The 14,192-nt window shown below is 58.7% G+C and carries 11 protein-coding genes; all 11 read left to right on the top strand.

Going from position 1 to position 14,192, the window contains the following annotated elements:
* Positions 1–65 precede the first annotated feature (65 nt).
* Positions 66–2,864: an LPS-assembly protein LptD gene (locus tag KBP52_RS21345; protein WP_123594040.1), complete on the top strand. Its 2,799-nt coding sequence runs from the start codon at positions 66–68 to the stop codon at positions 2,862–2,864.
* Positions 2,839–4,161, top strand: coding sequence for a peptidylprolyl isomerase SurA (surA, locus tag KBP52_RS21340; RefSeq protein WP_212620920.1), 1,323 nt, complete (start codon positions 2,839–2,841; stop codon positions 4,159–4,161). Before KBP52_RS21345 ends, surA begins: the two co-directional genes overlap by 26 nt.
* Complete coding sequence (pdxA, locus tag KBP52_RS21335; protein WP_116028314.1) at positions 4,158–5,147, top strand: 4-hydroxythreonine-4-phosphate dehydrogenase PdxA; 990 nt, start codon at positions 4,158–4,160, stop codon at positions 5,145–5,147. The genes surA and pdxA overlap by 4 nt, the downstream gene beginning before the upstream one ends.
* The gene (rsmA, locus tag KBP52_RS21330) at positions 5,144–5,962 is read left to right on the top strand and encodes a 16S rRNA (adenine(1518)-N(6)/adenine(1519)-N(6))-dimethyltransferase RsmA (protein ID WP_077574767.1); all 819 of its coding nucleotides are present in this window, start codon (positions 5,144–5,146) and stop codon (positions 5,960–5,962) included. The genes pdxA and rsmA overlap by 4 nt, the downstream gene beginning before the upstream one ends.
* Before the next feature lie 113 nt (positions 5,963–6,075).
* Positions 6,076–6,456, top strand: coding sequence for a Co2+/Mg2+ efflux protein ApaG (apaG, locus tag KBP52_RS21325; RefSeq protein ID WP_008085199.1), 381 nt, complete (start codon positions 6,076–6,078; stop codon positions 6,454–6,456).
* A complete protein-coding gene (locus tag KBP52_RS21320) occupies positions 6,456–7,337 on the top strand; it encodes a symmetrical bis(5'-nucleosyl)-tetraphosphatase (RefSeq protein ID WP_212620919.1) in 882 nt (293 codons plus the stop codon). Before apaG ends, KBP52_RS21320 begins: the two co-directional genes overlap by 1 nt.
* Positions 7,338–7,370: 33 nt before the next feature.
* Positions 7,371–7,700, top strand: coding sequence for a thiosulfate sulfurtransferase GlpE (gene glpE / locus KBP52_RS21315; protein ID WP_016983139.1), 330 nt, complete (start codon positions 7,371–7,373; stop codon positions 7,698–7,700).
* Positions 7,701–7,997: 297 nt separating this feature from the next.
* Positions 7,998–9,920, top strand: a complete 1,923-nt coding sequence (locus KBP52_RS21310) for a PrkA family serine protein kinase (protein ID WP_007910115.1) — start codon at positions 7,998–8,000, stop codon at positions 9,918–9,920.
* A gap of 121 nt (positions 9,921–10,041) precedes the next feature.
* Positions 10,042–11,313, top strand: a complete 1,272-nt coding sequence (locus tag KBP52_RS21305) for a YeaH/YhbH family protein (RefSeq protein WP_077574769.1) — start codon at positions 10,042–10,044, stop codon at positions 11,311–11,313.
* Complete coding sequence (locus tag KBP52_RS21300) at positions 11,310–12,872, top strand: SpoVR family protein (protein WP_077574770.1); 1,563 nt, start codon at positions 11,310–11,312, stop codon at positions 12,870–12,872. The genes KBP52_RS21305 and KBP52_RS21300 overlap by 4 nt, the downstream gene beginning before the upstream one ends.
* Before the next feature lie 63 nt (positions 12,873–12,935).
* Positions 12,936–14,165: a multifunctional CCA addition/repair protein gene (locus tag KBP52_RS21295; RefSeq protein ID WP_212620918.1), complete on the top strand. Its 1,230-nt coding sequence runs from the start codon at positions 12,936–12,938 to the stop codon at positions 14,163–14,165.
* The last annotated feature ends 27 nt before the right edge of the window (positions 14,166–14,192 follow it).

Below are 14,192 nucleotides of genomic sequence, written 5' to 3'. Positions count from 1 at the left end.
GACCATCGAGAGGCGTGCGGCCCACACCGCGGGCAGATGGCACGCAGGAAGCCCGGACTAATAAGATGGCATTGAAATCCCCCGCGTTTCGTAAAAAATTTCCGTTGTTGGTAACCGGCAGTCTGCTGGCTATGCAACCTCTGGCCAGTCAATTCGTTGTTGCCGCCGAGCAGTATGACTGCTCCGTCTCGGCTTCGGGTGGTTGGGCCTGTGCGCCCAAATCAACCGCTGCTGCGTTGCCGCCGCGTCCGGTGCATGACGGCAGTGCCGTCAGCGCTACCGGCGAAGCTGCGACCGAGACCGGTTCGGCTGCCGACGCAGCGCCTAAAACGGCGCTGGTCACCGAAGCCAAGGGCCGCGGTTTGAAATCCCGTAGCGAAGACTTCAGTCACCTCGACTGGGTTCCGCGCGAGAAGCTTACCGCCGCTCAATTGGCCGAGACCGGGCCTTACTGCTCTGGTGCCTATATCGAACCCACTCGTCCTGGCATGAATGACAAGACGAACAAAAGCGATGCTCCGACCTTTATCGGCGCAAAAGCCTCGCGCTATAACACCGATGATCAAGTCGGTACGCTGGCCGGTGATGTCGTCCTGCGTCAGGGCAGCATGCAGGTCGAGTCCGACGAGGCCAGCCTGTATCAGGCCGAGAGCCGCGCCGAACTCAATGGCGATGTACGTATCCGCGACAACGGCGCGCTGATCGTCGGCGACCACGCCGACGTGCAGCTCGACACTGGTGAAGCCAAGGTCGACAACGCCGAATACGTGATGCACAAATCGCGCATTCGCGGTAACGCGCTGTACGCCAAGCGCGCCGAAAACGCGATCATCCGCTTGAAGGACGGCACGTACACCACGTGCGAACCGAACAGCAATGCCTGGCAGCTCAAGGGCAACAACATCACCTTGAACCCGGCCACCGGTTTCGGTACCGCGACCAACGTGACGTTGCGCGTAAAAGACATTCCGATTCTGTACACGCCGTACATCTACTTCCCGATCGACGACCGTCGCCAGTCGGGCTTCCTGCCGCCGACCATCGGCACCGGCAGCGATACCGGCTTCATGCTGGTCACCCCTTACTACTTCAACCTGGCGCCGAACTACGATGCCACGTTGTACCCGCGCTACATGAGCAAGCGTGGCATGTTGGTGGAAGGTGAGTTCCGTTACCTGACCAAGTCGAGTGAAGGTCAGTTCGGTGCTGCGTACCTCAATGACGAGGACGATGATCGCAAGCGTCAGTCCGACTACAGCGAGACTCGCTACATGTACAACTGGCAGCACAAGGGCGGTCTCGACTCCCGCGTGCTCACCCAGGTTGACTACACCAAGATCAGTGATCCTTATTACTTCCAGGATCTGCAAACTGACCAGATCGGCGTCAAGAGCTCCGATTACGTCAACCAGCAGGGTTCGGTCACCTATCGCGGCGACAGCTACACGGCGCGCCTGAATGCCCAGGCTTATCAGCTGGCGACCGTATCGAACATCACGCCTTACGACCGTCTGCCGCAGATCACTTTCACTGGTCAGCTGCCGTATCACCCGGAAGGCCTGAACTTCAACTACGAGACTGAGCTCGTTCGCTTTGACCGTGATCTGGAAAACGGCAATTTCACCAACGAAGACGGCACCGTCGAGCCTCGCCTGGACAACAACGTTCAAGGTCTGGCCCGTGCCAACGGTGACCGCCTGAACCTGGCGCCAAGCGTCAGCCTGCCGCTGAACTGGACCTATGGTTTCCTCAAGCCTACGTTGAAATACCAGTACACCCAGTATCAACTGGATCTGGACGGTACCGGTAAATCGCAGATTGACGCGATGACCGCAGAGCAGCGCAAGCTCAACGGCAAATTCGACAGTAATCAGAACCGTGGCGTACCGATCGCCAGCATCGATAGCGGCCTTTACTTTGACCGCAACACGTCGTTCTTTGGCAAGAACTACCGCCAGACACTGGAACCGCGTCTCTTCTACCTCTATGTCCCTGAGGTGGATCAGGAAGACATTCCAATTTTCGACACCAGCGAATACACCTTCAACTACGCCTCGCTGTTCCGCGACAACCGCTTCTCCGGCTCCGACCGTGTCGGCGACGAGAACAAGCTGTCGCTGGGCGTGACCAGCCGCTGGATCGAAGACGACGGCTTTGAACGTCAACGCATCAGTGTCGGCCAGGCTCTGTACTTCAAGGATCGTGAAGTTCAACTGCCAGGTATCGATGCCAAAACCCGTGACGATGCCCAAGCCAACGTCTCGCCATACGCACTGGAATACGAATACCGCTGGAACCGCGATTGGCGCACCACAGCCGACTACAACTGGGATCCGGACAGCCGCAGCCCACGTTCCGGCAGTGCGATGTTCCACTACCAGCCTGAAGACAACCCTAACAAGGTCGTCAACGTCGGCTATCGCTATCGCAACGACCAGGTTCGTTATGACCAGAACACCGGTAAATGGTCGGTGGGTGGTGGTGACTATGGCACTCCGGGCCAACCTGGCTACGTGAAGGACTACTACAAGATCCAGCAGCATGATTTCTCGGTCATCTGGCCGATCGTTCCACAATGGAGCGCGATCAGCCGCTGGCAGTACGACTACAACCGCAACCGCACGCTGGAAGCCTTCGGTGGTTTCGAGTACGACAACTGCTGCTGGAAACTGCGCCTGATCAACCGTTACTGGGTCAGCTATGACGAATTCAGTCAGAACGCCCCGGAAAACGAAAAAGGCGACCACGGCGTCTTCCTCCAAATTGTTCTGAAGGGACTCGGCGGCCTCACCGGCGCCAAGGTAGAGAGCTTCCTCGACAAAGGCATTCAAGGTTATCGTGAACGTGAAGACCAAGCTTTCTGATTGTCTGCGCCCGCTGATGCTGGGCGCGCTGTTCCTGGGTACTGCGGCTAACGCCGCGGTACAGTCCATCGACAAAGTGGTAGCAATCGTCGACAACGACGTGGTCATGCAGAGTCAACTGGACCAGCGCGTCCACGAAGTGCAGCAGACCATCGCCAAGCGTGGCGGCGGCCTGCCGCCTCCTGGCGTACTGGATCAACAGGTGCTTGAGCGCCTGATCGTCGAAAACCTGCAACTGCAGATCGGCGACCGCTCCGGCATCCGCATCACCGATGAAGAACTGAACCAGGCGGTCGGCACCATTGCCCAGCGCAACAACATGACAGTTGAGCAGTTCCGTGCAGCGCTGGCTCGCGACGGCCTGAACTATGACGACGCCCGTGATCAGATCAAGCGCGAAATGATCATCAGCCGTGTGCGTCAGCGTCGTGTGGCAGAGCGCATTCAGGTCTCCGAGCAGGAAGTGAAAAACTTCCTCGCCTCCGACCTGGGCAAGATGCAACTGTCCGAAGAGCTGCACCTGGCCAACATCCTGATCCCGACGCCGGAAAGCGCCAACTCTGATGCGATTCAGAGTGCTGCCCGTCAGGCCATGGAGGTTTACCAGCAGCTCAAGCAAGGCGCTGACTTCGGCCAGATGGCCGTGGCCAAGTCCGGTAGCGACAACGCTCTGGAAGGCGGCGACATGGGCTGGCGTAAAGCCGCACAATTGCCACCGCCGTTCGACCGCGAGTTGAGCAGCATGGCCGTCGGCGACATCACGCAACCTGCACGCACACCGGGTGGCTTCATCATCCTCAAGCTGCTGGCAAAACGCGGTGGCGAAGCGCAGATGCGCGATGAAGTGCATGTACGCCATATTCTGGTGAAGCCAAGCCCGATTCGTGATGAAGCGAAGACCAAGGCGCTGGTTCAATCTTTGTATGAACGTATCCTCGCAGGTGAAGATTTCGCCACTCTGGCGAAAAGCTACTCCGAAGACCCGGGCTCGGCGCTTAACGGCGGCGACCTGAACTGGATCGATCCGAACGCATTGGTACCGGAATTCCGCGAAGTGATGGCCAAGACCCCACAAGGTCAGCTGTCCAAGCCATTCCAGACCCAATACGGCTGGCACGTTCTGGAAGTCCTTGGCCGCCGCGCCACCGACAGCACCGAACAGGCCCGCGAGCAGCAAGCCATGACCGTACTGCGTAACCGCAAATACGACGAAGAGCTGCAAACCTGGCTGCGTCAGATCCGTGACGAAGCGTACGTAGAGATCAAACTCCCTGGTGCAGACCAGGCAGCGCAGTGAAACCCCAGCGTTTCGCGTTGACACCCGGCGAACCAGCCGGCATCGGTCCCGACCTGTGCCTGCTGCTCGCCTCGCAAGCCCAGCCACATCCCCTGATTGCCATCACCAGCCGCGACCTGCTCTCCGAGCGGGCCGTGCAGTTGGGGCTGGCCGTCACTTTGCTGGATGTTGCGCCTGGCAGTTGGCCGGATGCTCCGGCGCCCGCCAACAGCCTGTACGTTTGGGACACACCGCTCAGCGCCCCCGTGGTAGCCGGGCAACTGGACAAGGCCAACGCCGCGTTCGTCCTCGAAACCCTAACCCGCGCCGGTAATGGCTGCCTCAACGGCGACTTCGCCGGGATGATCACCGCCCCTGTGCACAAGGGCGTGATCAACGAGTCAGGTATCGCCTTTTCCGGGCACACGGAATTCCTCGCTGACCTGACCCACACCGCCCAAGTGGTGATGATGCTCGCCACCCGCGGTTTGCGTGTGGCACTGGTGACCACTCACCTGCCCCTGCGCGAGATTGCCGACGCAATCACACCAGAACGGTTGGAACGGGTGACACGGATTCTGCACAGCGACCTGCAAAACAAGTTCGGCATCGCCCAGCCACGCATCCTCGTCTGCGGACTCAACCCGCACGCCGGTGAAGGCGGACACCTGGGCCATGAAGAAATCGACATCATTGAACCGACATTAGAGCGCCTGCGCGGCGAGGGCATGGACCTTCGTGGCCCGCTGCCCGCCGACACTCTGTTTACCCCCAAATATCTGGAGCACTGCGACGCAGTGCTGGCGATGTACCACGACCAGGGCTTGCCTGTGCTCAAGTACAAAGGCTTCGGCGCTGCCGTCAACGTGACCCTGGGTCTGCCGATCATCCGCACATCGGTCGATCACGGCACTGCCCTGGATCTGGCCGGCAGCGGCAAGATCGACACCGGCAGCCTGCAAGTCGCCCTGGAAACCGCCTACCAGATGGCCGAGACCCGTTTATGACCGAGCAATACCAACACAAGGCGCGCAAACGCTTTGGCCAGAACTTCCTGCACGATGCCGGGGTTATCGACCGCATCCTGCGCTCCATCAGCGCCAAGCCTGAAGACCGCCTGCTGGAAATCGGCCCGGGCCAGGGCGCATTGACCGCCGGCCTGCTGAACTCCGGCGCGCAACTCGATGTGGTGGAACTGGACAAGGATCTGATCCCGATCCTCAACCAGCAGTTTGCCGGCAAGAGCAATTTCAACCTGCACCAGGGCGATGCGCTGAAGTTCGACTTCAACACGCTCAATGCCGCACCAAACAGCCTGCGGGTGGTCGGCAACCTGCCGTACAACATCTCGACGCCGCTGATTTTTCATCTCCTGAACAACGCCGGCATCATTCGCGACATGCACTTCATGCTGCAGAAAGAAGTGGTCGAGCGTCTGGCGGCAGGCCCGGGTGGTGGTGACTGGGGTCGCCTGTCGATCATGGTTCAGTACCACTGCCGCGTCGAACATCTGTTCAACGTCGGCCCGGGCGCGTTCAACCCGCCGCCGAAGGTCGATTCGGCGATCGTCCGTCTGGTGCCGCACGCCGTACTGCCGCACCCGGCCAAGGATCACAAGTTGCTGGAGCGCGTTGTGCGCGAAGCGTTCAACCAACGCCGCAAGACCCTGCGCAACACCCTCAAGCAACTGCTCAGCAATGCCGAGATCGAAGCCGCCGGCGTCGATGGCAGTCTGCGTCCGGAGCAACTGGATCTGGCCGCGTTCGTACGCCTGGCCGACCAGCTCGCAGTACAAGTCCCGGCCTCCCCTGCCGCCGACTGATAAACGATGAACGCTATCGGGCAGGACGCCACTCTGGTTTACTGCCCGATACTTGCCTAGACTGACTCCCCATCAGCTACGCCCCGCGTTCCGCTTCGTTTAAGGCCTCTTGCATGTCCGATTCCCGTTACCAGGTCGATGTCAGCGTCGTTACCCACTATCTGGCAGACCAATCGCAACCCGAGCACGACCGCTTCGCCTTCGCCTACACAATCACTGTGCAGAACAATGGCGAGCAACCCGCACGCCTGATGTCACGGCATTGGGTGATCACCGATGGCGACGGGCATGTCGAAGAGGTGCGCGGCGCCGGCGTCGTCGGCCAACAACCCTTGATTGATGCCGGCCAGAGCCACACCTACAGCAGCGGCACGGTAATGACCACCAAGGTCGGTACCATGCAAGGCACCTACGAAATGGTCGCCACTGACGGCAAGCATTTCGACGCGATCATCAAGCCCTTCCGCCTCGCCGTCCCCGGAGCCCTGCACTGATGGCGACGTATGCCGTCGGCGACCTGCAAGGCTGCCTCGAACCGCTGAAATGCCTGCTCAGGCAAGTCGCGTTCGACCCGAAAATCGATCGACTGTGGCTGGTGGGTGATTTGGTCAACCGAGGCCCGCAGTCGCTGGAAACCCTGCGTTTTCTGTATGGCATGCGTGAGTCGCTGATCTGCGTACTCGGCAACCACGACCTGCACTTGCTTGCTGCCGCAAAGAATATCGAGCGTTTAAAGAAGTCCGACACCCTGCGCAAGATTCTCGAAGCGCCGGACAGTGCCGAACTGCTTGAATGGGTGCGCCAACAAAAGCTGATGCACTACGACGAGACGCGTGATGTCGCCATGGTTCACGCCGGTATTCCACCGCAATGGTCACTGCGCCGCGCCCTGAAATGCGCTGATGAAGTCGAAACCGCGCTGCGTGACGACAATCTGTTTCCGGCCTACCTCGACGGCATGTATGGAAATGAGCCGGCGAAATGGGACAACGATCTCAAAGGTGTGGCCCGCCTGCGCGTCATCACCAACTATTTCACGCGCATGCGTTTCTGCACCGCCCAAGGCAAGCTCGACCTCAAGAGCAAGGAAGGCCTCGACACCGCCCCTCCCGGTTACAAACCGTGGTTCCAGCACCGGGACCGCAAGACCAAGGGTCTGCGCATCATCTTCGGCCACTGGGCGGCACTCGAAGGCAATATCCATGAGCCAGGCATCTCGGCGCTGGACACCGGTTGTGTCTGGGGCGGCAGCCTGACCCTGATGAACGTCGACAGCGGTGAACGCCTGTCATGCAAATGCGATGAACACGGCGGCCTCGCCCCGACCGTCGCACCACTTATCCCCGAAACTTCGCCAGTCAGCGTCCCGCGTTAGACTGCGCTTTCAGCCGAGCAACAGGAACCCGCCATGAGCGAATTCAAACGAATCCCCCCGGAACAGGCCCAGGCCCTGCGTGAACAAGGCGCCGTTGTCGTCGACGTCCGCGATCCGGCGACTTTTGCCGCCCTGCATATCAGCGGCTCGAAGCATCTGGACAATCATTCGCTGCACGCCTTCATTCAAGGCGCCGATCTTGACGCTCCGACCGTTGTCGTCTGCTACCACGGCAATTCCAGCCAGGGTGCTGCGGCCTACCTGATCAGCCAAGGCTTCTCCGACGTCTACAGCATGGACGGTGGCTTTGAGTTGTGGCGTACGACTTATCCCGCGGAAACCGCGCAAGGCACCGCCGAATAATTTTTTTGTCACGCGCAGGCCCCGGCTGACGCGGGCCTGCGCGGGCAGACGAACGGTCTTGCCACAACTAATTACGTATCTCGCCTTTACCTCCTGAATTCCCAACTATCCTTAAGCCCAGGCCATCCAAAACAGGGGAGAGCCGGTACACCGGCGCACGGGTCATCGGGAGTGACTTTCACGATTGTCGATCGTGGAAGTGTTCTGGGGGGTAAACAATCGGCTGCTACTGCGGCTGCTTGCCAGCATCGACTGAGTGATCCGGCGTCGGCTCCACGTATCGAGCGAGGTGACGTCATGAGTATCTTTAGCCACTTCCAACAACGCTTCGAGTCCACACGCCAGGAAGAACTCTCGCTGCAAGAGTACCTGGAGCTGTGCAAGAAAGACCGTAGCGCCTACGTTTCCGCCGCCGAGCGTCTATTACTGGCCATCGGCGAGCCGGAACTGCTCGACACCTCGACCAACTCGAGGCTGTCACGCATCTTCTCCAACAAGGTGATCCGTCGCTATCCGGCCTTTGAAGACTTCCACGGGATGGAAGAATGCATCGACCAGATCGTTTCGTATTTCCGCCATGCCGCCCAAGGCCTGGAAGAGAAGAAACAAATCCTCTATCTGCTCGGCCCCGTCGGCGGCGGTAAATCGTCGCTGGCCGAGAAGCTGAAACAGCTGATTGAAAAAGTGCCCTTCTACGCGATCAAGGGCTCGCCGGTATTCGAATCGCCACTGGGTCTGTTCAACGCCACTGAAGATGGCGCGATCCTCGAAGAAGACTTCGGTATCCCGCGGCGCTACCTGAACACCATCATGTCGCCATGGGCGACCAAACGCCTGGCCGAGTTCGGCGGCGACATCAGCCAGTTCCGCGTGGTCAAACTGTACCCGTCGATCCTTAACCAGATCGCCGTGGCCAAGACCGAACCGGGTGACGAGAACAATCAGGACATTTCCGCACTGGTTGGTAAAGTCGACATCCGTAAACTCGAGGAATACCCACAGAACGACGCCGACGCCTACAGCTATTCCGGTGCGCTGTGCCGGGCCAACCAGGGCCTGATGGAATTCGTCGAAATGTTCAAGGCACCGATCAAGGTGCTGCACCCATTGCTGACCGCGACTCAGGAAGGCAACTACAACAGCACCGAAGGCCTCGGCGCGATTCCGTTCACCGGGATCCTGCTCGCCCACTCCAACGAATCGGAGTGGCACACCTTCCGCAACAACAAGAACAACGAAGCGTTCATCGACCGGATCTATATCGTCAAAGTGCCGTACTGCCTGCGCGTTAGCGACGAAGTGAAGATCTACGACAAACTGCTGTTCAACAGCTCCCTGGCCAAGGCCCATTGCGCGCCGGACACCTTGAAAATGCTCGCGCAGTTCACTGTCCTGTCGCGCCTCAAGGAGCCGGAAAACTCCAACATCTATTCGAAAATGCGCGTCTACGACGGCGAAAACCTCAAGGACACCGATCCGAAGGCCAAGTCGATTCAGGAATATCGCGACTCGGCAGGCGTCGACGAGGGCATGAACGGTCTGTCGACCCGCTTTGCGTTCAAGATCCTGTCCAAGGTCTTCAACTTCGATCCGCATGAAATCGCCGCCAACCCGGTGCATTTGCTCTATGTACTGGAACAGCAGATCGAACAGGAACAATTCCAGGCCGAAACCCGCGAGCGCTATCTGCGCTACCTGAAAGAGTATCTGGCACCACGTTATATCGAATTCATCGGCAAGGAGATCCAGACCGCGTACCTCGAGTCTTACAGCGAGTACGGCCAGAACATCTTCGACCGCTACGTGCTGTACGCCGACTTCTGGATTCAGGATCAGGAATACCGCGACCCGGAAACCGGCGAGATCCTCAACCGCGTCGCTCTGAACGAAGAACTGGAGAAAATCGAGAAGCCGGCCGGCATCAGCAATCCGAAGGATTTCCGCAACGAGATCGTCAATTTCGTATTGCGCGCACGGGCCAACAACAACGGCAAGAACCCGACCTGGCTCAGTTACGAAAAACTGCGGGTGGTCATCGAGAAGAAAATGTTCTCGAACACCGAGGACCTGCTGCCAGTCATCAGCTTCAACGCCAAGGCCAGCAAAGAGGATCAGCAAAAGCACAACGACTTCGTTACACGCATGGTCGAACGTGGCTATACCGACAAACAGGTACGACTGCTGTCCGAATGGTACCTACGGGTCCGGAAGTCGCAGTGAAGCAGCAGCAAGCTTCCAGCTACGAGCTGCAAGAACAAAGCGCGTAACCCAGTGATCCCCGGGAACCTGCTTTTACTTGCAGCTTGAGGCTCACAACTTGAAGCTGCCCGGAGGGCTTCCTATGAGTTATGTGATCGACCGACGTCTCAATGGCAAGAACAAGAGCACGGTAAACCGCCAGCGTTTCCTGCGGCGCTACCGTGACCACATCAAGAAGGCTGTCGAAGAGGCGGTCAGCCGGCGTTCCATTACCGATATGGAACACGGCGAACAGATCAGCATTCCCGGTCGCGACATCGACGAACCGGTGCTTCACCACGGCCGTGGCGGCAAGCAGACCGTGGTTCATCCCGGCAACAAGGAATTCACCGCCGGCGAACACATCGCTCGCCCGCCGGGAGGTGGCGGCGGACGCGGCCCGGGCAAGGCCGGCAATTCCGGTGAAGGCATGGACGAGTTCGTCTTCCAGATTACACAGGAAGAGTTTCTCGAATTCATGTTCGAAGACCTCGAGCTGCCGAACCTGGTCAAACGCAATTTGAGCGGTACTGACACTTTTAAAACCGTTCGTGCCGGGATCAGCAACGAAGGCAACCCGTCGCGCATCAATATCATCCGCACGTTGCGCTCAGCCCATGCTCGACGCATTGCGCTGTCCGGCAGCAGCCGGGCCAAACTGCGTGAGGCCAAAACAGAACTTGAGCGTCTGAGACGCGAAGAGCCAGACAACTTCGGCGATATCCAGGAACTCGAGGCGGAAATCGAAAAACTCAGCGCGCGCATCCATCGCGTGCCGTTCCTCGACACCTTCGACCTGAAATACAACTTGCTGATCAAGCAGCCCAACCCCAGTTCAAAAGCGGTGATGTTCTGCTTGATGGACGTTTCCGGCTCCATGACTCAGGCGACCAAGGACATCGCCAAACGCTTTTTCATCCTCTTGTACCTGTTCCTGAAACGCAATTACGACAAGATCGACGTGGTGTTCATCCGCCACCACACCAGTGCCCGGGAAGTCGACGAAGAAGAGTTTTTCTATTCGCGGGAAACCGGCGGCACCATCGTTTCCAGCGCTTTGAAACTGATGCAGGAGATCATGGCCGAGCGTTACCCGAGCAACGAGTGGAACATCTACGCGGCGCAGGCTTCCGACGGCGACAACTGGAACGATGACTCGCCGATCTGCCGCGACATCCTGATCAACCAGATCATGCCGTTTGTGCAGTACTACACTTATGTGGAGATCACCCCGCGCGAACATCAGGCCCTGTGGTACGAGTACGAACGCATCGCCGAAGCCTTCTCTGACACTTTTGCCCAGCAGCAACTGGTCTCGGCCGGGGATATCTATCCGGTCTTCCGTGAACTCTTCCAGCGCAGGTTAGTGACATGACCGCCAAAGAGCAGAAGCGCCAACCCATTTCCACCGGCTCCGAATGGACGTTCGAGCTGATCCAGACCTACGACCGCGAAATCGCCCGGATCGCGGCCCGCTACGCCCTGGATACCTATCCCAACCAGATCGAAGTGATCACCGCCGAGCAGATGATGGATGCGTACGCCTCGGTGGGCATGCCGCTGGGTTACCATCACTGGTCCTACGGCAAACACTTCCTCAGCACTGAAAAGTCCTACAGCCGTGGACAGATGGGTCTGGCCTACGAAATCGTGATCAACTCCGACCCGTGCATTGCCTATCTGATGGAAGAAAACACCATCTGCATGCAGGCCCTGGTGGTGGCGCACGCGTGCTATGGCCACAACAGTTTCTTCAAGGGCAACTACCTGTTCCGCACCTGGACCGACGCCAGTTCGATCATCGATTACCTGGTGTTCGCCAAGCAGTACATCATGCAGTGCGAAGAGCGCCACGGCATCGATGCGGTGGAAGACCTGCTCGACTCCTGCCATGCGCTGATGAACTACGGCGTCGACCGCTACAAGCGTCCGTATCCGATTTCCGCCGAAGAGGAACGCCGGCGGCAGAAGGATCGCGAAGAGCACCTGCAGAAGCAGATCAACGATCTGTGGCGCACGATCCCCAAAGGCGCGGACAAGTACAGTGACAGGGACAACGCTCGCTTCCCGGCCGAGCCGCAGGAAAACATCCTGTATTTCATCGAGAAACACGCGCCGTTGCTGGAGCCGTGGCAGCGCGAAATCGTGCGGATCGTGCGCAAGATCGCTCAGTATTTCTATCCGCAGCGTCAGACCCAGGTGATGAACGAAGGCTGGGCAACGTTCTGGCACTACACGCTGATGAACGACCTGTACGACGAAGGCTTGGTCACCGAAGGCTTCATGATGGAGTTCCTCACCTCGCACACCAGTGTGGTGTTTCAGCCAGGCTTCGACAGCCCCTACTACAACGGCATCAACCCTTACGCGCTGGGCTTTGCGATGTATCGCGACATTCGGCGCATGTGTGAGGAGCCTACCGAAGAGGATCGTCGCTGGTTCCCGGAAATTGCCGGGACTGACTGGCTGTCGACCATCAAGTTCGCCATGAGCAGCTTCAAGGATGAGAGTTTCATCCTGCAGTATCTGTCGCCGAAGGTGATCCGTGACCTGAAACTGTTCAGCATCATGGATGACGATCAGAAGGACGACTTGTTGGTGCCTGCGATTCATGACGAACCCGGCTACCGGATCATCCGAGAAACCTTGGCCGCGCAATACAACCTCGGCAATCGTGAACCGAACGTGCAGATCTACAGCATCGATCGGCGCGGCGACCGCTCACTGACCTTGCGTCACCAACAGCACGATCGCAAACCGCTGGGAGACTCCACTGACGAAGTGCTTAAACATCTGCATCGCCTGTGGGGCTTCGATATCCATCTGGAAACCCTGCAAGGCGACCAGATCATGAAAACCCATCACGTTCCGCCACGCAGTGAACACAGCGAAGGGGATTACGGTCGACTTGATCTGGCCGTCATTCATCTTTGATCCGGTTGCGACCTCCGAAAGTCTGACGCAAGGGTTATCCTGTCGGGCTAACGGAGGTTTTTTATGCAGATTTTCAAGGTTGGCGGCGCGGTTCGTGATCGCTTGCTGGGCAAACCGGTCACGGACATCGATTGGGTGGTGGTCGGTGCCACCACCGAAGAAATGCTCGCCCAGGGTTATCGCCCGGTCGGTGCGGATTTCCCGGTTTTTCTTCATCCAAAAAGCGGCGAGGAATACGCCCTCGCCCGCACCGAGCGCAAAAGCGGGCGCGGTTATGGCGGTTTCACTTTTCACGCCAGCCCCGAAGTCACGCTTGAAGAAGATCTGATCCGTCGCGACCTGACCATCAACGCCATGGCCGAGGACGATCAACAGAATCTGACCGATCCGTACCATGGTCAGCGCGATCTGGAAGATCGAATACTGCGCCATGTTTCTCCGGCATTCGCCGAAGATCCCCTCCGTGTATTGCGCGTTGCCCGCTTCGCTGCGCGTTATGCCGGACTCGGTTTCACGGTCGCGCCAGAGACGCTCGAACTGATGCGTCAGCTCAGCGACTCCGGCGAACTCGAAGCACTGACTGCCGAACGCAGCTGGAAGGAAATCTCCCGTGCATTGATGGAAGATCAGCCGCAGGTGTTCATTCAGGTGCTGCGCAACTGCGGCGCACTGAAAGTATTGATGCCGGAAGTCGACGCGCTTTTTGGGGTGCCACAACCGGAAGCGCATCATCCGGAAATCGACACCGGCCTGCACACGCTCAGCGTGTTGGAGCAATCGGCGCTGTACAAACAACCGCTGACCGTGCGTTGGGCTTGCCTGCTGCACGATCTCGGCAAAGGTCTGACCCCGGAAGAAGAATGGCCGCGACACATCGCCCATGAGCACACGGGGTTGAAGCTGATCAAAGCGGTCAACGAACGCTTCAAGGCACCCAAGGATTGTCAGGAATTGGCGTTGCTCGTCGGCAAGTACCACACCCATGGGCACCGCGCGCTGGAGCTGAAGGCTTCGACGTTACTGGAGTTGTTGCAGAGTTTTGACGTGTATCGCCGGCCGCAACGATTTGAAGAGTTTATCGTTGCGTGCGAGATGGATGCGCGGGGCCGCAAGGGGCTGGAGCAGAGAAGTTATCCACAGGCCGATTATTTGCGTGGTGCGGCGAAGGCAGCACGGGAAGTCGCGGTGCAGCCATTGCTAGAGAAGGGATTCAAAGGCCCGGAGCTGGGCGAAGCGCTCAAGCGTGAGCGACTGAAGGCGCTGAAAGCCTACAAAGACGCGGCGTCCGCTTGAAAAGCTTCGCGAGCAGGCTCGCTCCCA

Origin of the sequence: Pseudomonas sp. SCA2728.1_7 (assembly GCF_018138145.1) — a bacterium.
Classification (GTDB): Bacteria; Pseudomonadota; Gammaproteobacteria; order Pseudomonadales; family Pseudomonadaceae; genus Aquipseudomonas; species Aquipseudomonas koreensis_A.
This window is presented reverse-complemented; position numbering and strand designations above follow the sequence as displayed.